The 19,446-nt window shown below is 53.1% G+C and carries 21 protein-coding genes and 1 pseudogene; 16 read left to right on the top strand and 6 right to left on the bottom strand.

Going from position 1 to position 19,446, the window contains the following annotated elements:
* Nucleotides 1-30: 30 nt before the first annotated feature.
* Together trxB and H3L92_RS04595 are read left to right on the top strand one after the other, a co-directional pair.
* Nucleotides 31-978, top strand: a complete 948-nt coding sequence (gene trxB / locus H3L92_RS04590) for a thioredoxin-disulfide reductase (RefSeq protein ID WP_085365660.1) — start codon at nucleotides 31-33, stop codon at nucleotides 976-978.
* Between the two features lie 153 nt (nucleotides 979-1,131).
* Nucleotides 1,132-1,623 (top strand): peptidylprolyl isomerase, encoded by a 492-nt coding sequence (locus H3L92_RS04595; protein ID WP_085365659.1) that lies wholly within the window; start codon nucleotides 1,132-1,134, stop codon nucleotides 1,621-1,623.
* 386 nt (nucleotides 1,624-2,009) lie between these two features.
* Here the strand turns inward: H3L92_RS04595 and gatB are convergent, their stop codons facing one another.
* From gatB to H3L92_RS04605, 4 genes and pseudogenes are all read right to left on the bottom strand, one after another.
* Nucleotides 2,010-3,455 carry an Asp-tRNA(Asn)/Glu-tRNA(Gln) amidotransferase subunit GatB gene (gene gatB / locus H3L92_RS04600; RefSeq protein ID WP_259345794.1) on the bottom strand — a complete coding sequence of 482 codons (1,446 nt, stop codon included), beginning with the start codon at nucleotides 3,453-3,455 and terminating at the stop codon, nucleotides 2,010-2,012.
* 96 nt (nucleotides 3,456-3,551) lie between these two features.
* Nucleotides 3,552-3,635, bottom strand: coding sequence for a hypothetical protein (locus H3L92_RS13740; protein ID WP_500797078.1), 84 nt, complete (start codon nucleotides 3,633-3,635; stop codon nucleotides 3,552-3,554).
* Nucleotides 3,631-3,684: pseudogene (locus H3L92_RS13745) on the bottom strand (hypothetical protein); the annotation flags it as partial. The pseudogene H3L92_RS13745 and the gene H3L92_RS13740, both read right to left, overlap by 5 nt.
* 582 nt (nucleotides 3,685-4,266) lie before the next feature.
* On the bottom strand, nucleotides 4,267-5,076 hold the full coding sequence (locus H3L92_RS04605) for an outer membrane protein assembly factor BamD (RefSeq protein ID WP_115336308.1): 810 nt from the start codon (nucleotides 5,074-5,076) through the stop codon (nucleotides 4,267-4,269).
* On the opposite strand from H3L92_RS04605, the gene rluD reads away from it, so the two are divergent.
* From rluD to H3L92_RS04645, 8 genes are all read left to right on the top strand, one after another.
* A complete protein-coding gene (gene rluD, locus H3L92_RS04610; protein WP_085365656.1) occupies nucleotides 5,075-6,193 on the top strand; it encodes a 23S rRNA pseudouridine(1911/1915/1917) synthase RluD in 1,119 nt (372 codons plus the stop codon). The genes H3L92_RS04605 and rluD overlap by 2 nt on opposite strands.
* 231 nt (nucleotides 6,194-6,424) lie before the next feature.
* Nucleotides 6,425-7,798 (top strand): mechanosensitive ion channel family protein, encoded by a 1,374-nt coding sequence (locus tag H3L92_RS04615; protein ID WP_372338525.1) that lies wholly within the window; start codon nucleotides 6,425-6,427, stop codon nucleotides 7,796-7,798.
* Nucleotides 7,799-8,251, top strand: coding sequence for a dihydroneopterin triphosphate diphosphatase (gene nudB / locus H3L92_RS04620; protein ID WP_174222549.1), 453 nt, complete (start codon nucleotides 7,799-7,801; stop codon nucleotides 8,249-8,251).
* Between the two features lie 82 nt (nucleotides 8,252-8,333).
* On the top strand, nucleotides 8,334-8,834 hold the full coding sequence (gene hscB / locus H3L92_RS04625) for a Fe-S protein assembly co-chaperone HscB (RefSeq protein ID WP_085365654.1): 501 nt from the start codon (nucleotides 8,334-8,336) through the stop codon (nucleotides 8,832-8,834).
* 137 nt (nucleotides 8,835-8,971) lie between these two features.
* Nucleotides 8,972-9,667 (top strand): DUF6973 domain-containing protein, encoded by a 696-nt coding sequence (locus H3L92_RS04630; protein ID WP_085365653.1) that lies wholly within the window; start codon nucleotides 8,972-8,974, stop codon nucleotides 9,665-9,667.
* A 36-nt stretch (nucleotides 9,668-9,703) separates the two neighbouring features.
* Nucleotides 9,704-10,657: a nucleoside hydrolase gene (locus H3L92_RS04635; RefSeq protein ID WP_085365652.1), complete on the top strand. Its 954-nt coding sequence runs from the start codon at nucleotides 9,704-9,706 to the stop codon at nucleotides 10,655-10,657.
* Nucleotides 10,658-10,774: 117 nt separating this feature from the next.
* Nucleotides 10,775-11,380 carry a recombination mediator RecR gene (gene recR, locus H3L92_RS04640; RefSeq protein WP_085365651.1) on the top strand — a complete coding sequence of 202 codons (606 nt, stop codon included), beginning with the start codon at nucleotides 10,775-10,777 and terminating at the stop codon, nucleotides 11,378-11,380.
* 177 nt (nucleotides 11,381-11,557) lie between these two features.
* A complete protein-coding gene (locus H3L92_RS04645; RefSeq protein ID WP_085365650.1) occupies nucleotides 11,558-12,040 on the top strand; it encodes a GNAT family N-acetyltransferase in 483 nt (160 codons plus the stop codon).
* A gap of 50 nt (nucleotides 12,041-12,090) precedes the next feature.
* On the opposite strand, the gene H3L92_RS04650 is transcribed toward H3L92_RS04645, so the two are convergent.
* The gene (locus tag H3L92_RS04650; RefSeq protein ID WP_085365649.1) at nucleotides 12,091-13,350 is read right to left on the bottom strand and encodes a multifunctional CCA addition/repair protein; all 1,260 of its coding nucleotides are present in this window, start codon (nucleotides 13,348-13,350) and stop codon (nucleotides 12,091-12,093) included.
* Between the two features lie 320 nt (nucleotides 13,351-13,670).
* Here H3L92_RS04650 and rlmB point away from each other — a divergent pair, with 320 nt between their 5' ends.
* From rlmB to H3L92_RS04670, 4 genes are all read left to right on the top strand, one after another.
* The gene (gene rlmB, locus H3L92_RS04655; RefSeq protein WP_085365648.1) at nucleotides 13,671-14,417 is read left to right on the top strand and encodes a 23S rRNA (guanosine(2251)-2'-O)-methyltransferase RlmB; all 747 of its coding nucleotides are present in this window, start codon (nucleotides 13,671-13,673) and stop codon (nucleotides 14,415-14,417) included.
* A 346-nt stretch (nucleotides 14,418-14,763) separates the two neighbouring features.
* Nucleotides 14,764-15,180 carry an NfeD family protein gene (locus H3L92_RS04660; protein WP_085365647.1) on the top strand — a complete coding sequence of 139 codons (417 nt, stop codon included), beginning with the start codon at nucleotides 14,764-14,766 and terminating at the stop codon, nucleotides 15,178-15,180.
* A gap of 43 nt (nucleotides 15,181-15,223) precedes the next feature.
* Entirely contained in the window at nucleotides 15,224-16,174 is a 951-nt protein-coding gene (locus tag H3L92_RS04665) for an SPFH domain-containing protein (RefSeq protein WP_115336363.1), read from the top strand.
* Between the two features lie 489 nt (nucleotides 16,175-16,663).
* On the top strand, nucleotides 16,664-17,761 hold the full coding sequence (locus H3L92_RS04670; RefSeq protein WP_085365645.1) for a hypothetical protein: 1,098 nt from the start codon (nucleotides 16,664-16,666) through the stop codon (nucleotides 17,759-17,761).
* 89 nt (nucleotides 17,762-17,850) lie between these two features.
* On the opposite strand, the gene H3L92_RS04675 is transcribed toward H3L92_RS04670, so the two are convergent.
* Nucleotides 17,851-18,417: an adenine phosphoribosyltransferase gene (locus tag H3L92_RS04675; protein WP_085365644.1), complete on the bottom strand. Its 567-nt coding sequence runs from the start codon at nucleotides 18,415-18,417 to the stop codon at nucleotides 17,851-17,853.
* Between the two features lie 124 nt (nucleotides 18,418-18,541).
* Here H3L92_RS04675 and gmk point away from each other — a divergent pair, with 124 nt between their 5' ends.
* Both gmk and rpoZ read left to right on the top strand, forming a co-directional pair.
* Nucleotides 18,542-19,159 (top strand): guanylate kinase, encoded by a 618-nt coding sequence (gmk, locus tag H3L92_RS04680; protein WP_085365643.1) that lies wholly within the window; start codon nucleotides 18,542-18,544, stop codon nucleotides 19,157-19,159.
* Nucleotides 19,160-19,223: 64 nt separating this feature from the next.
* Entirely contained in the window at nucleotides 19,224-19,430 is a 207-nt protein-coding gene (gene rpoZ, locus H3L92_RS04685; protein ID WP_085365679.1) for a DNA-directed RNA polymerase subunit omega, read from the top strand.
* Nucleotides 19,431-19,446: the final 16 nt, after the last annotated feature.

Below are 19,446 nucleotides of genomic sequence, written 5' to 3' on the forward strand. Positions count from 1 at the left end.
TACACAACCGTTTTCAAGTAAGGAAAACCCATGAGCAAGCACCACAAACTGATTATTTTAGGTTCCGGTCCCGCAGGCTACACCGCCGCCGTTTACGCCGCGCGCGCCAACCTGCAACCCGTGATTATCACCGGCATCGCCCAAGGCGGCCAACTGATGACCACCACCGAAGTCGACAACTGGCCCGCCGATGCCGACGGCGTGCAAGGCCCGGAACTGATGGCACGTTTCCAAGCGCATGCCGAGCGTTTCGGCACCGAATTGATTTTCGACCAAATCCACACAGTCGATCTGCAAAACCGCCCGTTCACCCTGAAAGGCGATATGGGCGAATACACCTGCGACGCACTGATTATCGCCACTGGTGCTTCGGCCAAATACCTCGGCCTGCCCTGCGAAGAAAAATTCGCGGGCAAGGGCGTGTCGGCTTGCGCCACCTGCGACGGCTTTTTCTATAAAAAACAAGACGTCGCCGTGGTTGGCGGCGGCAACACCGCAGTAGAAGAAGCGCTTTATCTGGCCAATATCGCCAACACTGTTACCCTGATCCACCGCCGCGATACCTTCCGCGCCGAAAAAATCATGGTCGACAAACTGATGCAGCGCGTTGCAGAAGGCAAAATCATCTTGAAATTGAACGCCGTGCTCGAAGACATTACCGGCGACGATATGGGCGTGAACGGCGCACGTTTGAAATATAACGACGGCAGCAGCGAAGAAATCGCCGTACAAGGCGTGTTTATCGCCATCGGCCACAAGCCTAACACCGATATTTTCAAAGGCCAGCTCGACATGGACGAAACCGGCTATCTGAAGACCAAAGGCGGCAGCGGCGACAACGTCGGTCTCACCAATATCGACGGCGTATGGGCCGCCGGCGACGTGAAAGACCACACCTACCGCCAAGCCATCACCAGCGCTGCCTCGGGCTGCCAAGCCGCATTGGATGCCGAACGCTGGCTCGACCGCCAGAACTAAATAACCTGCGGGCCGTCTGAATGAAACAGACGGTTCCCGCGCCGTTTAGACATTCGCCACAAAATTTTACAGGTTGGGTTGACAACCCGGCACTTTGCTTTGCCGGATTATGTTTCCAATAGCCCGGCCTATCATCGATTGAAAGGATTTCCCATGATCAAACTGCATACCAATTTCGGCACCATCGGCATCGAACTCGACCACGAAAAAGCCCCCGTTACCGCCGCCAACTTCGAGCAATATGTGAAAGACGGTTTTTACGACGGCCTGATTTTCCACCGTGTGATTAAAGGCTTTATGATTCAAGGCGGCGGCATGGACGAAAACATGAACGAAAAACCCGGCCGCGATCCGATTCAAAACGAAGCCCAGAACGGCCTAAAAAACGACAAATACACCATCGCCATGGCTCGCACCCAAGCGCCCCACTCCGCTTCTTCGCAGTTTTTCATCAACACCAAAGACAACACTTTCCTCAACCACACCGAACCGAGCCTGCACGGCTGGGGCTATGCCGTGTTCGGCAAAGTGGTTGAAGGCCAAGACGTTGTGGACGCCATCGAAGGCGTGGCCACCAAACGCCACGGTTACCACGACGATGTGCCGGTGGACAGCGTTGTGATTACTAAAGCGGAAATCGTATAAATAAACCGAAAGGCTTTGAGCAAAACTACAGGCCGTCTGAAATGATTGCGCTGCACCACGGAAGTTGAGCAAATTTCAACCCAACCGAGGTGCAGTTTCTTACATTAGCCAATATGAGCTACACTCGAAGACAAACAGCATGCTGTTGATCTTTTCAATATCTTCCGAACACAACTCTACCTCCGGATTATCACCTACGAAAAAGCGGTACGAATCGCATAACCGCCAAGCCATTTGGCTCGCTTACACCCAAGACAAAATTTATGAAGCATTTGGCAAGATCCAGCTGCCTACTGGGATCAGGTTTTGATACCGTTTGAAATAATTCGAAACAGTGTCCGGAATTGTTTGGAGAGTAGTTTATCTTTTAGACAGCCTACCAACTGCTAACCGGCCAATTTCGCCTTCATCAATTCCTGCACCTGTTGCGGGTTGGCCTTGCCTTTGCTGGCTTTCATCACCTGGCCGACCAGTGCGTTAAACGCTTTTTCTTTGCCCGCCTTATACTCTTCTACCGACTTGGCGTTGTTGGCCAACACTTCGTCGATGATTTTCTCGATGGTGCTGGTGTCGGTCATCTGTTTCAGGCCGTCGCGTTCGATAATGGCTTCCGCGCTTAAATTGCTGCCCCACATCGCTTCGAACACCTGCTTGGCCAGTTTGCTGCTCAAGGTTCCGTCGGCGATTTTCGCCACCAAGCCGGCCAAGCGGTCGGCTTGAATCGGGCTTTCAGACAGGCTTAAACCTTCTTTGTTTAGGGTGGCCGCCAGCTCGCCGTTCATCCAGTTGGCGGTTAATTTGCCCTGCCCGCTTTGTTGCGCCGCCTGCTCGAAAAAAGCGGCTTGGGCGCGGGTGGCGGTCAGCAAGCGGGCGTCGTAGTCGCTTACGCCGTAATCGGCCACGAAACGGGCGGCCATTTCTTTCGGCAATTCGGGCATCGCTGCTTTGGCCGCCTGCATCTGGCCGTCTGAAATCATCACCGGCAACAGGTCGGGATCGGGGAAATAGCGGTAATCGTGCGCGTCTTCTTTCAGGCGCATCACGCGGGTTTCGCCTTTATCAGGGTCGAACAGCATGGTAGCCTGCTGTACTTTACCGCCGTCTTCGATGATTTCGATCTGGCTTTCCACCTCGTAATTAATCGCCTGCTCCAAAAAGCGGAACGAATTGAGGTTTTTAATCTCGCGGCGCGTACCGAATTCAGACTGGCCTTTGGGGCGCACCGATACGTTGGCATCGATGCGGAACGAACCTTCGGCCATATTGCCGTCGCAAATGTCCAACCAAGTAACCAAACCGTGCAAAGCTTTGGCATAGGCCACCGCTTCGGCGGCGGAACGCATTTCCGGCTCGGACACCACTTCCAACAGCGGCGTGCCGGCGCGGTTCAGGTCGATGCCGGTAGCACCGTTCAAGCCTTCGTGCACCGATTTGCCGGCATCTTCCTCCATATGCGCGCGGGTAACGTTAATGGTTTTCACCTCGTCGCCCACCACGATTTCCAGCTTGCCGTGTTCCACAATCGGCAAATCCAACTGGCTGATTTGATAGCCTTTCGGCAAATCGGGGTAAAAATAGTTTTTGCGGTCGAACACGTTTTTCTGATTGATTTTGGCATCCAAGGCCAAACCCAGTTTAATCGCTTTTTCAACGACTTCGCGGTTCATCACCGGCAGCACACCAGGCAGTGCACACTCCACCACGCTGGCGTGCGCGTTCGGCTCGGCACCGAAAGCGGTCGATGCGCCGCTGAAAATTTTCGATTGCGTGTTCAGTTGGACGTGGATTTCCAGTCCGATTACGGTTTCCCAAGTCATAGTGGGTCTTTCTATTATTAAGTTAATGTTCAGGCCGTCTGAAAAGTGTTTCGCAAGTTTTTTTGCAGCGTTTGACACCCTTCAGTTTGCATGAATAAAAAAATCGCCAAGTTATTTTGTATATTTTGCATATTTGATAACTTTTTCAGTACCGTCAGGATGATGTTCTATCAAATCCCCCGCTTGGTTTGTGATACATTAAAATTTCACGCTGTTTTTTGTCGGCAAACCATGCGGAAAACAGAAGATGTAATAGATGTAATTGTGTGCTGCTGTTCCAATAACTGCTCGCGTTTGTTCACAGTAATTCTTTCAAGCTAGCTGAAAAATCCAATCAGACCGGTATTTTTATACCAAGCGTTATTCAGCTACACTGAGATGTTGAAAAAGTCGAGTTGCTTATACTTTTCATACAAGCTACTTTCCATGTCAAAAGGCTTGTATTTTTTGCTGAAATGATTGTTTCGTGATTTTTGAATATTCTCAAGAACTACGAGCTTCACCGTGCCTTTCGGCATTCTTGATAACCCTCAAAATACCCAAATGGGTATTCAAGCAAATGACTCCAAAGCTCCCAATATAAAATTATCAACTAGTAGACTATATTCATGCACAAACAAAGCTGCATCTTTAATCCAGTTACGATAAGATTCAACAGGATAAAGGTGCAGCTTATACTTTCAGGTGGTCTGATAAATATAGTAAAAGAAAACGATTTTTCAAGCTGCTAAAGTGACAACAGAACCACTTCTTTACTATTCTATATCTACAGTTTGCAGCTCTGTTCCTTGTCTTCTCTTAATTTTACTATATTTTAAATCAAAACTTAACGCCAATAGCGCCACCACGGGATGCTGGTGCTTTCATGCCACGGTTTTTGCAGATAAGGGCTGTTGGGGAAGTTTTGCGCCAAAATGCGGCGGGTATCGTCGGCCAATTGCGTTTTGTTCATTTTGCGGTAAGAAGATTCCATAATCGCCAGCGATTCTTCCACAAAGCGGGTGTTTTGATAACGCTCGACGATTTTCTGCGCACGGTTGGCTGCGGCCAAATACGCGCCGCGCTTCATATAGTAACGGGCCACGGCAATTTCGTTGCCGCCCAAAGCATCCACCAGTTTCGCCATACGCTCGGTGGCATCGGGCGCGTATTTGCTGTTGGGATAGCGTTCCACCAGCTCGGCAAACGCTTGGTAGGCATCGCGGTTGGCTTTCGGATCGCGGTCAGACCAGTCTTGCGAAGCTAATTTGTTTAAAAACGACTGGTCTTCGTTAAACAACACCAAGCCTTTGAGATATAAGGCATAATCCATATTCGGATGCTGGGGGTGGTTGCGTTGGAAACGCTCGACGGCAGCCAGCGCTTTTTCCGGCTCGTCGTCTTTATAATAAGCATAAGCCGTGTCTAACTGCGCCTGCTGGGCATAACGGCCGTTGGGGAAGCGCGATTCCAAAATTTCATATAACTTGATGGCTCGCGTATAATTATTGCTGTTTAACTCGTCGTGAGCCTCGGCATACAGTTTTTCAACCGTCCAATCCTGAGTGATTTGGGCATCTTTATCAATAGTGCCTTTGGTGCCGGCGCAGCCGCCCAAGGCCAAACCTAAAGCAACAACTAAAAGAATTTTTTTCATGCAGAACTCTTCCTTTGAAAATGAAGCCGATTATAACGATGATTTGGGGTTTACGGCAGCCCCCGATGCAGAAACTTGCATTAATTTAACCGTTCCCCTCGATTTGGCGGGTATGCGCCTCGATGCGGTATTGGCCAAACTGCTGCCGGATTATTCGCGCAGCCGCCTGACCGCTTGGATAAAAGAAGGCGCGGTAACGGTAAACGAAAAGCCGGCCCAACCCAAAGACAAAATGATAGGCGGCGAATATATCGCGGTAACGGTGCGCCCGAGCGAAGAAAACCTGGCGTTTACACCCGAACCCATGGATTTGGACATCGTTTATGAAGATGCTGCCGTTATCGTATTAAACAAACCCGCAGGTTTGGTGGTACACCCCGCCGCCGGCAACTGGACGGGCACGCTGCTCAACGGCCTGCTGGCGCACTGCCCCGAGCTGGGTCAGATTCCGCGTGCCGGCATCGTGCACCGTTTGGACAAAGACACCAGCGGCCTGATGGTGGTGGCCAAAACGCTGCCTGCGCAAAACCATCTGGTGCGCCAGTTGCAGGCACGCACGGTCAAACGCATTTACCGCGCGGTGGCCAACGGCATCGTGCCGTTCGACGGCAAAATCGACACTTTAATCGGCCGCGACCCGCACAACCGCCTGAAAATGGCGGTGGTGAAATTCGGCGGCAAACCGGCGGTTACCCATGTGAAAGTGCTGGAGCGTTATCTGGCGCACAGCTATATAGAATGTTCGCTCGAAACCGGCCGCACCCACCAAATCCGCGTGCATATGCGCGAAGCCAACCACCCGCTGGCGGGCGACCCCGTTTACGGCAACCTGCGACACGCCTGCTCCGACACCGCCAAAGAAGCCGTGAAAGGCTTGGCGCGCCAAGCTCTGCACGCCTACCGTTTGAGTTTCGAGCACCCCGCCACGGGTGAAACCGTATCGTTTGAAGCACCGATTCCGAAAGATATGTACCACCTGTTGTCGGTATTGCGTTTGGAAGCGGGGTTGGATTCTTCGCTCAGCCACGAAGCCGAATGGCAGGAAAAACTCGGCAATGATAACGATGATTGGAACGACGACGATTATGATGTTGAAGTGGTTTATGTGCGCGATTAAATAAAATAACCGCCCCCATAACGTTCAGACGGCCTGATACAGCAGCTTCAGGCCGTCTGAACGTTTTTCTAACAATAAAAAGTGTCGGTGCGAATCCGTTCCAACCCGCAACCGCCGCAACAATTTAGGCTATAATCCACCTACCGTTTTTTCATACACATAACATTACACGCTTCAAAAGCCATGCCGAATCTGTCCGACACCAGCCTGCAATTTCTGGAAAACAGCGGGATTTCACACTTCATCTCCGGCCTGTTTGCCCGCCATCAGTTCACCTCGCAATTGCTGGAACGCAGTTTCAACCGCCCCGAAGGCTGGCTCGAAATCGGCATCACGCTGTCCGTGATGGCGGCAACATTCTGGCTCTCTGCCTATTGGATTAAAAAACACCCCGTTGCCGGCAGGCGCTGGGGCGTTATCCGCCATATCGGCCAACGCATCCTGTGGCCCGTATTGATGCTGATAGGCGCCATCAGCGCCGTTTATTTCTGGAGCCTTTCCGGCAAAACCACGCTGTGGCTGCAACTTTTAGCCATGGCCGCCCGTTGGATGATTCTGATCCGCTTCGCATTGGCCGTGGTCCACGCCGCCCTGCCCGCCAGCAAAGTAACCGACTGGCTGGAACGCTCTCTTTCCGCCGCATTGTGGGTGGCATTCGTATTATGGGTTTCAGGCATCGAAGACATCATTATCGACGCCATGAAAACCGTCGAACTGCCCATAGGCTCAACCAAACTCAATCTCTACACCGTGCTGACCGGCCTCTTGTGGGTGGCCGTAATTATGGTGTTCGCCCTGTGGCTGGCGCGCTTCATCAACAATAAGCTGATGGAAAGCCAGCGGCTCGACATCAACCTGCGCATCGTGCTCACCAAAATCATCAGCACGGTAATGATCGTGCTTTCCTTCTTAATCGCGTTACCGTTGGTGGGCATAGATTTGACGGTGCTGTCGGTGTTCGGCGGCGCATTGGGCGTGGGCATCGGTTTCGGCCTGCAAAAAGTTGCCAGCAATTATATTTCCGGCTTCATTATTTTGGGCGACCGCTCCATACGCCCCGGCGACCGCTTAACGGTTAACAACTTCACCGGTTACGTTACCAAAATCACCTCGCGCTTCGTGGTGCTTAAAAATGCCAACGGCTCGGAAGCACTGATTCCCAACGAAACCTTCGTTACCTCCACCGTTATCAACGAATCCTACACCAGCAAGGCCTTATGGCAGAGCCTCAATATTCAGGTGGCCTACCATACCGATTTGGCTAAAGCGCTCTCCGTTTTGGAAGAAGCCGCCGCGGCACAAGAGCGCGTCGACACCTCTCCCGCCCCCACCGCCGTGATTCTCGGCTTCGGCGAAAACGGCATCGATCTGCGCATCGGCTTTTGGGTGAAAGACCCGGAAAACGGCTTTTCCGTATTGTTTTCAGCCATTTTGCTCGACATCTGGCAACGCTTTAACGAACAAGGCATAGAATTCCCCTACCCGCAACGCGAAGTACGCATTCTCAACGAAGCACAAACCCCCAGCGATATCGCCATCTTGAAAGCCTCGTTGAAAGCACAAACCGACACCCGCTCCGATGCGGCATTCGACAATGGAGACTGAATCATGACAGCCAAACCGCCCAAAATACCCGTTTCCGTATTGGTGGTGTTGCACGACGGCAACGGTAACGTGCTGCTTATCGAACGCGCCGATTGTAAAAATTTCTGGCAGTCCGTAACCGGCAGCCTCGAGCCAAACGAAACGCCCGAAGCCGCCGCAAATCGAGAAGTTTTAGAAGAAACAGGAATTTACCTTTCAGACGGCCAATTGTGCAACTGGCACGAAAGCACCGAATACGAAATCTACCCCCACTGGCGCCACCGCTACCCCGCAGGCGTTACGCATAATACCGAGCACATATTCTCCGCCGAAATAAGCCGGCAGACCCCAATAAAAATCAGCCTTTCCGAGCATACTGCCTATGCCTGGCTGCCGCTGGCCGAAGCAGCCGAAAAGGTATTTTCGCCCTCAAATAGAGCTGCTATTTTAAACCTGCATAAGCATTTGTTTTAATATCGGTTTTATGGGATAATTTAAGTTATGTAAATCAAGGTGCACTTGTTTGTAAACAAGCTTGATTCAATTGAAAGTTTTCATGACCCAACATTTTGCTTTATTTAAATTGGAACCCTCTTTCGATATCGACATCGAAACGCTGGAGCAAACCTACCGCTCGCTGGCTGCCCGGTTCCACCCCGACAAATACGCGGCAGCCTCCGCATTCGAGCAAAAACAGGCCGTGATGATGGCTTCGGCCGTAAACGAAGCCTACCGCGTTTTAAAAAACCCCACCGAGCGCGCCGCCTATCTGCTACAGCAACACGGCATCGAGGCCGACGCTCCCGAACACACCGCTTTCGCCCCCGAATTTCTGATGCAGCAGATGGAATGGCGCGAAACCTTAGAAGAGGCTCGTGCCGGCGGCAATACAGCCGCACTCGCAGAGCTTGATGAAGAAATTGCCGCCGAACAGCAAAACCTGCAACAGCACCTGCGTGCTGCTTTTTCACGGCAGAATCACGACGAAGCAGCCGCTTTGGTCCGCCAAAGCCGCTTTCTCGACAAACTCCGTCAAGAAATACAGGCAGCCTCTTAACAGGCCGTCTGAAAACCATAAAAACAAAAAACGCTACGATGTAGATTTAGATGCAGATTTTGCGGCGCAACTCTTTACCCGCCGCAACCTTAAACCTACCCATTACTCACTTAAACCTTTTTGATAAAAGAAACAACATGAAACGGATTAGCTTACTGATTAGTGTGTTATTGCTCTCCGCCTGCCAGATTCACAGCGACGAGAGCCGCCGCAACAAAATCCTCAAATTTGCGGCCAACCACCCGGTAGCGGCGCAAGCCATCGGCCTGCCCGGTGAAAACGCCGTCAATATCACCGGCAATGCCGCCCGCTTCGCCCTCAAAACCGGGCTCGACAACCGGGCCAACGGCGGCGAAGGTTTGGGCACGCAGGTTAATGCCGTGCGCAACACACTTTGGCAAGCCGCCATTACCGCCCGCTTCGGCACCGAAATTGCCGAAAAAATCGGTAATGCCTATGAAGACGACACCGCCATACGCGAAAACAAAATCCAATATTTCAGCCGTGCAGCCGCCGACCAAGCCGCCGATTTGCGTAACAACCGCATCGGGCGTACCATAGGTGCCGCCAACCCCGATACCGATATGAAAACGCTGGCGCAAACCGTTCTCAACCATTACCAAAAAGAAGGCTTGTGGACGGCACGCTCGGTTACCGAAAAAGGCCGCACCTCTTGGCGCATCAGCCGAACCAAGATCAGCCGCGCCGAGCAGCAGGCAGCGGCCAACCGCCTGAAGATATTGAATGAAAACGGATTCTCTGCCGAAGAACAGCAGGAATACGACAAAACCCTCGCAACACAAACCGCCGGCAACAAGCAAGAAAGCAGATAAACACCTGCGGGCGGCGAAAAAACAACGGAGCAGACCATGAACGAAAAAATCCGCCTGATTATCGACACCGACCCCGGCCAAGACGATGCCGCAGCCATTCTGATGGCGCACGGGCTGGCCAAACGCGGGCTGATAGATTTCATGGCGCTCACCGTTGTAGCCGGCAACGTAAGCCTGCACCACACCGCCACCAACGCCAGAATTATCTGCGACTGGGCCGGCGAAACCGGTTTTCCCGTTTATGCCGGCGCAGGCAAACCCTTGCTGCGGCCGCTGGTTACCGCCGAAGAAGTGCACGGCAAAACCGGGCTGGACGGAGCCGAACTGCACGACCCGCAATGCCCGTTGCAACCCGTGCACGCCGTGCCCTATCTCATCGACACCCTGCGCAAGGCCGAAGAAGCCAGCATCACCCTCTGTCCCATCGGCCCGCTAACCAATATCGCCCAAGCCATCAGCCTTGCTCCCGATATCGTGCGCGGCATCAAAAACATCGTGCTGATGGGCGGCAACTATTTCGAGGCAGGCAACGTTACTCCTGCCGCCGAATTCAATTTCTATGTTGATCCCCATGCCGCGCAGATTGTATTGCAAAGCGGCGCACCGATAACTGTTTTGCCGCTCGACGTTACTCACAAAGCCTGCATCACCACTCCGCGTATGGACGTTTTGCGCAAGCAAAACAACACCAACGGCAAACGTTTGGCCAACATCCTGCAAAGCTACGAACGTTTCGACACCCAAAAGTTCGGCCTCGAAGGCGGCCCGTTACATGATCCCTGCGCCATTGCCTGCGCCGTATTCCCCGAACTCTTCAGCGGCAAATCATGCCGTGTCGATGTCGAAACCCAGAGTGAGCTGACCATGGGTGCCTGCGTAGTCGACTGGTGGGGCTCCACCGGCAAACCGGCCAACGCCTATTGGGTAACCGATGTTGATGCCGATGCAATGTTCCGCGAACTGGCCGACTCCATCCGCGAACTGCCTTAATCTTTTCTTTTACACATCAAAATGTAGGCCGTCTGAAAACAAGCAAAACGCGATTTGTGCGGAGCGAAAAACTTTTTTCAGACGGCCTTAAAACAGATCACAGCCAATAACAAAGCCATGCCCCAAAACCCCGATGCTTTCACCCGCCTGATCAACGCCTTAAAAATTCTGCCCAATGTCGGCCCCAAATCCGCCCAGCGCATGGCCTACCAACTGTTGCAGCACAGCAGAAGCGGCGCGCAAGAATTGGCCGAAGCCCTGCAACACGCCTTAAAACAAGTACACCACTGCACCCGCTGCAACACCTTTTGCGAAGGCGGCTTATGCGATATCTGCGCCGACCAAAACCGCGACCCGCGCCGCCTGATGATTGTGCACATGCCTGCCGACGTTTCCGGCATGGAAGCCGCCAACTGCCACGACGGGCTGTATTTCGTGTTAATGGGCCAAGTCAACCCCGCACAAGGCATGGATTTGAGCCACATCGCCCTCGACAAACTGGTAGAAAGGCTGCAAAACAGCGAAGTGGAAGAAATCATCATCGCCACCAACTTCACCGCCGAGGGCGACGCCACCGCCTATGTATTGTCGGAACTGTTCAAAAACCTGCCTTATAAAGTCAGCCGCCTTGCACGCGGCATCCCGCTGGGCGGCGAACTGGAATATGTCGATGCCGGCACGCTTGCACAAGCGGTTTACGAACGGAAAATGCTCAAAGAGTAAACCACAAACCGTTTGCCCTTCCGCTTGTGCAAAAAATACCGCGTTCGGCACAAACCGCTTTATCTCCCGTTAAAAATCCCGTATGTTCGCACACAGCAACCCACATTTTGTCCGACTGTTCAAACGGCCTCCCAAACGCAACCGTCAGGCCGTTTGAAACCCACCGCCCGATACGCCATGAGCCTGATTACCGTACTCCGCCCTGCCGCCCCGCACGACTGCGAACATATCTACAACGCCCACCGTTATTCCGTGCAATACACCTGCACCCGCAGCTACAACAACCGCGTGCTCGAAGCATGGAGCCGGCTGCTCAACCCCGAAGGCTATCTCGACACCATGGCCGACCCCAACAAAGCCTTATGGGTAGTGGAATACCGCGGACACATTCAAGGCTTTTTCCAACTCGATTTCAAAGAAGCACAGTTAGACGCTCTTTACGTCCACCCCTTCGTGCACAACCACGGCTTAGGCACCGCTCTACTGCAACGCGCCGAAGCACTGGCAGCAAGCGAAGGGCTGAGCTTCATCAAACTCTACGCTTCGCTCAACTCAGTAGCGTTCTACAAACTCAACGGCTACGAATCGCTCGGTTCCGCGGTTTTACCCCTAAACCGCGAAGTAACGGTTGAGTGCGAACTGATGCGCAAATATCTCTAAACCGCTTTACTGCACCATATCCAAAATTTATAAAATCCACCGTACCGTTTTCACACCGCTGAGCCGTTGTTTCCGTTCCGGCTCAAAGCCTGCTTATAGGCCGTCTGAAGCGGTGTGATTTTTTCCAAACGCGCCTTGTCGATGGCTTCGGCGGTTTTCTGCGGATTATCCGCGCAGGCGGCGGCGATGGCGGCGGTGTCCGTTTCATTGGCGGCGGCAAGCAGGGCCAGCCAGTGCGCGCGCTGCGGATACGGTTCGTTTTCGCGGTGCAGGCGGCCCTGCGTGTCGGCCACGCATACGTTTAAGGCCGTCTGAAAGCGTTCGGGGCGGCGGAATGCGTCGGCTTTTTTCAAGGTATCCAGCGCGGTTTTTGGCCTCAGCTCGCCGACGCTGTGAAACATGATGTGCCAGCGGCAAACCAACTCGGCCAGCTCGGCGCAGGCTTTCGGCACTTTCCAGCGGGCGTTGACGGTGCGCACGGGCACCACGCCGGCAAGGTCGTGGCCGTGGTGTTTGGGCAGGATGTCGGCCGGCGTGAGCGCCTTGCCCAAGTCGTGAAGCAGCGCAGCGTAGCGCTCCGGCAGCGTCAGCCCCATATCGGCGGCGCGTTGCAGCACCATCAGCGTGTGGATGCCGCTGTCGATTTCGGGGTGGTAGTCGGCGCGCTGCGGCACACCGAACAGCGCATCCACTTCGGGCAGCAACACTTTCAAAGCGCCGCATTCGCGCAGGATTTCCATCATGCGGCGCGGCTGCGGCTCCATCAACCCTTTCGCCAGTTCCTGCCACACCCGTTCGGCCACCAGTGCGTCGGCTTCGCCGTTTTCCACCATTTGTTGCATCAGCGTCATGGTTTCGGGCGCAACCTCGAAGCCGTAGCGGGCGGCAAAGCGGGCGGTGCGCAAAATCCGCACGGGGTCTTCGGCAAAAGCGGGCGAAACGTGGCGCAGGATTTTATCGTGCAAATCCTGCCGTCCGCCGAAAGGGTCGATAATCAGGCCGTCTGAATCTTGCGCCATGGCGTTGATGGTTAAATCGCGGCGCTGCAAATCCTGCTCCAGCGTAACGTTTTTGTCGGCATAAAAGGCAAAGCCCGCGTAGCCTTTGGCGGTTTTGCGCTCGGTGCGCGCCAGTGCGTATTCTTCGTGGGTTTCGGGGTGCAGGAACACGGGAAAATCTTTGCCCACAGGCTGGAAACCGCGCTTGATCATAGTTTCGGCATCCGCCCCCACCACCACCCAATCGCGGTCAGTAACGGGCAGGTTGAGCAAAGTATCGCGGACTGCGCCGCCGACAAGGTAAATCTGCATGGTGTTTGTGAGGCCGTCTAAAAAATAAAACCGATTGTATAACAATCCGCCCTGCTTTTCAGACGGCCTGAGACCTTTGCAAAAAACCCATTTAAACCTGAAAACGTTTGTATCTCGTCATTCCCGCGCAGGCGGGAATCCAGTGTAATTTTCACAAGCCATTGAAATCAAACATCAGTCAATTTTAAAAAACTGGATTCCCGCCTGCGCGGGAATGACGATAATCGGATATTTCAGACGGCCTAAACGACTTGTAAAGGTCTCGGCCTGTGTGCAAACCCTGTATAATGCCGCATCTAATCTTTAGCAGAAGCAAAGCCATGGCCAACCAGCGACTTATCTACGGTTTTCACGCCGTCAACGCCCGTTTGTGGCAAAACCCCAAAAGCATCACCGAACTTTATATACAGGAAGGCCGGCAAGACGCGCGCACGCGCGAAGTGTTGGAAAAAGCCGCCGCCGAAAACGTGCGTGTGCACTTCGCCGCCGCCGAGCGCCTCAACACCATCGCCAAAGGCGCGCGCCATCAAGGAGTGGCCGGCTTTATCGACGCATCCAAAAACCACGTTCATCTGGAAGACGTTTTGGAAAACCTGCGCGAACCCGCCCTGCTGCTGGTGCTCGACGGCATCACCGATCCGCACAACCTCGGCGCCTGCCTGCGCACCGCCGATGCCATGGGCGTGCACGCCGTAATCGCGCCGAAAGACAAAAGCGCAGGGCTGAACGCCACCGTAAGCAAAGTGGCCTGCGGCTCGGCCGAAACCGTACCCTACATCACCGTTACCAACCTCGCCCGCACCCTGCGCGAGCTGAAGGAATACGGCATCTGGGTGGTCGGCACCGATATGGGCGGCGAGGCCGATCTGTATCACGCCGAGCTGCCCGAAAGCATCGCCTGGGTGATGGGCAACGAAGGCGAAGGCATGCGCCGCCTTACCCGCGAGCATTGCGATATGCTGGTTTCCGTGCCCATGTTCGGCACGGTGGAAAGCATGAACGTGTCGGTAACCGCCGGTATGGTGTTGAGCGAAACCCGCCGCCGCCGCGTGTTGGCCGCCGGATAAACCGGCCTGTTGCGTTTGCCAACCGAATACAAGGCCGTCTGAAAGCCGTTTTGTTTTCAGACGGCCTTGTATTTGCCTTTAGGCCGTCTGAAAACCTTATCGTGAATAAACTTAATAAAAAGCACACACGTCATACTCGGGCTTGAACCGAGTATCCTGAATTTCACTCGGGTTAAGCCCGAATATGACGAAACGGTTTGAAACAAATGGTTTTGTTATATTTACGCCCGGGCGATAGCCAAGTAAACTTTTAACGAATCACTCGCCCTCCCGCTGCAAAAGCATTGATTTTTATGGCAGGCAGGCTTATGTTCAACAAAAATCCCAACCACAGAAAGGCAACCCCATGACATATTGGTTTATTGCTGCGGCATTGGTGCTGATTTTCGAACTGTTCGTCAGCACGATTTACCTGCTGGTGGTCAGCGCCGCCCTATTCGGCGCGGGCTTGGCGGCCCTTCTGTTTGACAACCTGACCGTCAGCATCATCACCGCCGCCGTGCTGGCCTCCGTGGGTATCGCTTGGGCAAACCGCTGGATCAAACGCCACCGCCGCCCCGGAAACGGCGACGCATCGCTTAATGATTTGGACATCGGCCAAACCGTGCACATCAACCGCCACCTGCACGGCAATATGTATGAAGTGCACTACCGCGGCTCCGTTTGGCAGGCCGAAGCCGCCAATGCCCAAACCGCTTCCCAACCGCAAACCGCCGTCATCACCGGCAAAAACGGCAATATCCTGCTGATTAACCTGCATTAACCCAACTTAAGCCAAAGGAAAAACCATGGATTTCAACATCTTCATCAGCTTTCCCATCCTGATTTTTATCGCCGTTGTCGTGTTCGGCTTCAAAGCCTTTACCGTGGTGCCGCAACAAGAAGCCTATGTGGTCGAACGGTTGGGTCGTTTCCACAAAATCTTAAACCCCGGCCTGAATATTCTGATACCCTTTGTCGACCGCGTGGCCTACCGCCACACATTAAAAGAAATCCCTCTCGACGTGCCCAGCCAAGTGTGTATCACCCGCGACAACACCCAGCTCACCGTTGACGGCATCATCTACTTCCAAGTAACCGACCCCAAGCTCGCTTCATACGGCTCCAGCAATTATATTTCCGCCATCACCCAACTGGCGCAAACCACCCTGCGTTCGGTTATCGGCCGTATGGAACTGGACCGCACTTTTGAAGAACGCGACGAAATCAACAGCATCGTTGTATCCGCACTCGACGAAGCCGCCGTATCTTGGGGTGTGAAAGTATTGCGCTACGAAATCAAAGACCTCGTGCCGCCGCAGGAAATTCTGCGCGCGATGCAGGCGCAAATCACCGCCGAACGTGAAAAGCGCGCCCGTATCGCCGAATCCGAAGGCCGCAAAATCGAACAAATCAACCTTGCCAGCGGCCAGCGCGAAGCGGAAATCCAACAATCCGAAGGCGAAATGCAGGCCGCCATCAACGAATCAAACGGCCAAAAAATCGCCCAAATCAACCGCGCCCAAGGCGAGGCCGAAGCCCTGCGGCTGGTGGCCGAAGCCAATGCCGACGCCATCCGCGCGGTGGCCGCAGCCCTGCAAAACCCCGGCGGCAGCGAAGCTGTGAACTTGAAAGTGGCCGAACAATATGTAGAAGCCTTCGGCAAGCTGGCTAAAGAAAACAACACCTTGATTATGCCCGCCAATATTGCCGACATCGGCGGTTTGGTTGCCGCCGGTTTGAAAATCGTTGAGGGCAACAAAACAGCCGCCAAATAAAACACCGCGCTGTGGAAACAGCAATCGGTTGAAGAAACAAACCAAAAAGCAGGGGCGATGTCCCCTTGTACTAGAAATCATTGCACTGCTTATCAACCAATTTTTGCAATACAACTTAACTGTATTGTAATAGTTAAAAATAATTTTATGTCTTTTTTAACAATATTTATATGCAAATAACATTGAAAAATTTTTTACATTGATTCAAGTCAATAAAGCCGCCCTATCCCGCTTTGCCAACCGTTAAACCGCTTGACGGGCGACAGTTGTTTTCAATACGATAGCCGCCATAAAAAAGTTAAAAAAACGGTTTAAAAACGCAACCGTTTTTTAAATTATAAAAATGACACCGATGTCATTTAACAAAAAACAGCAACTGCACACTGTAAAAAGCCTTGATAAACAAGGCTCGGAATACTTCGGGGGAAGTGTTTCACCTGTTAATAATTCTGATGCAGCCGTTTACCCAACCTTTGGAGAATAAATGATATGAAACCCCAAAAAATCCTGCCTTTCGTATGCGCTTCCCTCTTCGCCGCCCCTGCTTTGGCGGCAAACACTTCGGCCGCATTGGCCACTACCGATGATTATGTGAACGCCGGTGCAAAACGCGCCTCAAGCGATTACAACGTTATCCCCGACCGCTTCGGCATTCACGGCACCATCCGCGTCCGTGCCGACTCCGGCGACACCGCCACCAACTATGCAACTGAAGACAACGCCAAAAACAACACCGCCAGCCATCTCAATGCCGACTTGTGGTTTTCCGCCCGCGTTTATAAAGACTGGAAAATCGTTACCCAAATCGAGCCGCAAATCGACTTGGAAACCGGCAAGTTCAACGGCGACCACGATGTGCCCATGAACAAGCTCTACGCCGAAGGCACGGTGCACGACAAAATCAAAGCCCGCGTGGGTAAATTCGGCGCATTCTCTTCATACGGCCGCGTGTTAGACAACGAAGTAACCGGCGCGGAATTGTTTTTCGACTACAAATACCCCACCAAAGTGGCCGTTGCCCGCGTAACCAAACACTTGAACGACAACCCGTGGGGCGTGGAAGTGCGCCGCGAAATGATGGTGTCTGCACAAACCATGATTCCCGTAACCGACAAAGTGAATGTGGGCGCTACTGCGGTTTACCTGAACGACGTGAAACAGCCTGATAACAGCCGTAAAAACGCTATCTTCGGCGAAATCGGCGCCGATGTGAAAATCAACGACGACTGGAGCGCAATGGCCGCCTACAGCCGTTCCAACCTCACCGGCGTGAAAGACAGCGCGGGCAAAAAAGTATCGCCCGACGGTATCTTTACCGGCGTGAGATTCAAAAAAGCCGAGTGGGAAGTCCGCAACTCTTACGACGTGTTCTTCAATCTGCGCCGCGTCGGTGCGATGTCGGGCATTTCTTCGGTTGAGGACTACAGCAAAAACGTACAAGGCGCGCAAATCGGCTTCAACTACGTTCCCTACAAAAACTTCAAACTCAACGCTTTCTACCTGCACGGCAAACAGGTTAACGCCACCGTCGGCAGCAACAAGCAAGACGTAAACGTGGTGCGCGGCCAAATCGAATACAAATTCTAAGCCCGCATAACGCTTTGCAAACAAAGGCCGTCTGAAAAATTTTCAGACGGCCTTAACTTCATTCAAAAACTTATACCGGAACAAGGTTATCAAGCAGGCATAGAACCTTCGTTTTGATAAAGCGTAAACAGCGGCACACCGCGGTTGCGGATATTGGCGCCGCCGGGCAGGTCGGTAAATTCCAAAATCGCCGCCGCCTCGATGATTTCGCCGCCGAGTTTGCGGATTAATTCAATGCCCGCCTGCATGGTGCCGCCGGTGGCCACCAAATCGTCCACCAATAACACGCGCGCGCCTTTCTGAACGGCATCGGTATGGATTTCCACCGTTGCCTCACCGTATTCCAACGCATAGCTTTGCGACAGCGTTTCAAACGGCAGCTTGCCTTTCTTGCGGATAGGCACAAAGCCCACATTCAACTGGTAGGCCAAAGCCGCCCCGATGATAAACCCGCGCGCATCCAAGCCGGCCACCACATCGATTTTCTGCCCCATATAGCGGTAAACCAACAAGTCCACCAACAGGCGGAAATATTCGGGGCTTTGCAATACGGGCGTAATATCATGAAACAAAATGCCTTTTTTAGGCCAATCGGGCACTTTGCGGATTTTTTCATACAGCTTGCCCACGCCCATCACATCGGGATGAATCAACATATCAACCTTGTCCTCAATTTCGGTAACCAACAAACCGATAATTGTAGCAAAGCTTGGCGCCCGTTGTCGCCCCGTCTGCCGCTGTGGCATAATAAGCGGCAATTTTTCCTTTCGGCCCGTTACCATGCAAGCATCTTCCAAAGGCAATATTTTCATTATCTCCGCCGCTTCAGGCACCGGCAAAACCACACTGGTTTCCCGCCTTACCCAACACCACGACGATATCCGCGTATCGGTTTCCCACACCACCCGCGCGCCCCGAACGGGCGAAGAACACGGCCGCCATTATTATTTTGTCGATACCGCAGAGTTTGAAAAATTAATCGGCGAAAGCGCCTTTCTCGAACACGCCAAAGTGTTCGACAATTATTACGGCACCAGCGTGGAAGGTGTGAACCTGCTGCGCGAACAGGGCTACGACGTGATTTTGGAAATCGACATCCAAGGCGCCGAACAGGTGCGCCGCGTGTGGCCCGATGTGTGCAGCATTTTTATTCTGCCGCCTTCGTTTAAAGTTTTGGCCGAACGGTTAACCGGCCGCGGCACCGACAGCCCCGAAGTGGTGGCCAAACGTTTGAGCAAAGCCCGCCGCGAAATCGAGCAGGCGTTTCTGTTTGATTATGTTGTCGTAAACAACGATTTGGCCGAGGCCGAAGCCGATTTGCTTTCCATCATCAAATCGCACCGCCTCAAACAATCCTCACAACGGCTGTTTGTTGAAAACCTGTTGGAAAATTCTTAAAAAACAGCGACAATATGCCCTTATTTTCTTTTTAACCGTTCATAACGAGAAAGCATCCGACAAAATGGCACGAATCACCGTAGAAGACTGCGTTACCAAAATCCCCAATCACTTCGACCTCACCCTCACCGCCGCACGCCGCGCCCGCCAGCTTGAAAACGGCACCGCGCCGCTGGTTGACGACGTGCGCAACAACAAACCCACCGTTACCGCCCTGCGCGAAATCGCCGCCGGCGAAATCGGCGTAGAGCTGCTCAAGCGCAGCAAATAACCGCACAAGGCCGTCT

Source organism: Neisseria dentiae (assembly GCF_014055005.1).
Lineage (GTDB): Bacteria > Pseudomonadota > Gammaproteobacteria > Burkholderiales > Neisseriaceae > Neisseria > Neisseria dentiae.

Excerpts from the sequence above, each read along its gene's own strand:
- H3L92_RS04605 (WP_115336308.1), bottom strand. The coding sequence starts at position 5,076 with ATGAAAAAAATTCTTTTAGTTGTTGCTTTAGGTTTGGCCTTGGGCGGC.
- H3L92_RS04630 (WP_085365653.1), top strand. The coding sequence starts at position 8,972 with ATGAAACGGATTAGCTTACTGATTAGTGTGTTATTGCTCTCCGCCTGC.
- H3L92_RS04660 (WP_085365647.1), top strand. The coding sequence starts at position 14,764 with ATGACATATTGGTTTATTGCTGCGGCATTGGTGCTGATTTTCGAACTG.
- H3L92_RS04645 (WP_085365650.1), top strand. The coding sequence starts at position 11,558 with ATGAGCCTGATTACCGTACTCCGCCCTGCCGCCCCGCACGACTGCGAA.
- H3L92_RS04595 (WP_085365659.1), top strand. The coding sequence starts at position 1,132 with ATGATCAAACTGCATACCAATTTCGGCACCATCGGCATCGAACTCGAC.
- H3L92_RS04675 (WP_085365644.1), bottom strand. The coding sequence starts at position 18,417 with ATGTTGATTCATCCCGATGTGATGGGCGTGGGCAAGCTGTATGAAAAA.
- recR (WP_085365651.1), top strand. The coding sequence starts at position 10,775 with ATGCCCCAAAACCCCGATGCTTTCACCCGCCTGATCAACGCCTTAAAA.
- rlmB (WP_085365648.1), top strand. The coding sequence starts at position 13,671 with ATGGCCAACCAGCGACTTATCTACGGTTTTCACGCCGTCAACGCCCGT.
- trxB (WP_085365660.1), top strand. The coding sequence starts at position 31 with ATGAGCAAGCACCACAAACTGATTATTTTAGGTTCCGGTCCCGCAGGC.
- gmk (WP_085365643.1), top strand. The coding sequence starts at position 18,542 with ATGCAAGCATCTTCCAAAGGCAATATTTTCATTATCTCCGCCGCTTCA.
- H3L92_RS04670 (WP_085365645.1), top strand. The coding sequence starts at position 16,664 with ATGAAACCCCAAAAAATCCTGCCTTTCGTATGCGCTTCCCTCTTCGCC.
- rluD (WP_085365656.1), top strand. The coding sequence starts at position 5,075 with ATGCAGAACTCTTCCTTTGAAAATGAAGCCGATTATAACGATGATTTG.
- hscB (WP_085365654.1), top strand. The coding sequence starts at position 8,334 with ATGACCCAACATTTTGCTTTATTTAAATTGGAACCCTCTTTCGATATC.
- H3L92_RS04635 (WP_085365652.1), top strand. The coding sequence starts at position 9,704 with ATGAACGAAAAAATCCGCCTGATTATCGACACCGACCCCGGCCAAGAC.
- rpoZ (WP_085365679.1), top strand. The coding sequence starts at position 19,224 with ATGGCACGAATCACCGTAGAAGACTGCGTTACCAAAATCCCCAATCAC.
- H3L92_RS04650 (WP_085365649.1), bottom strand. The coding sequence starts at position 13,350 with ATGCAGATTTACCTTGTCGGCGGCGCAGTCCGCGATACTTTGCTCAAC.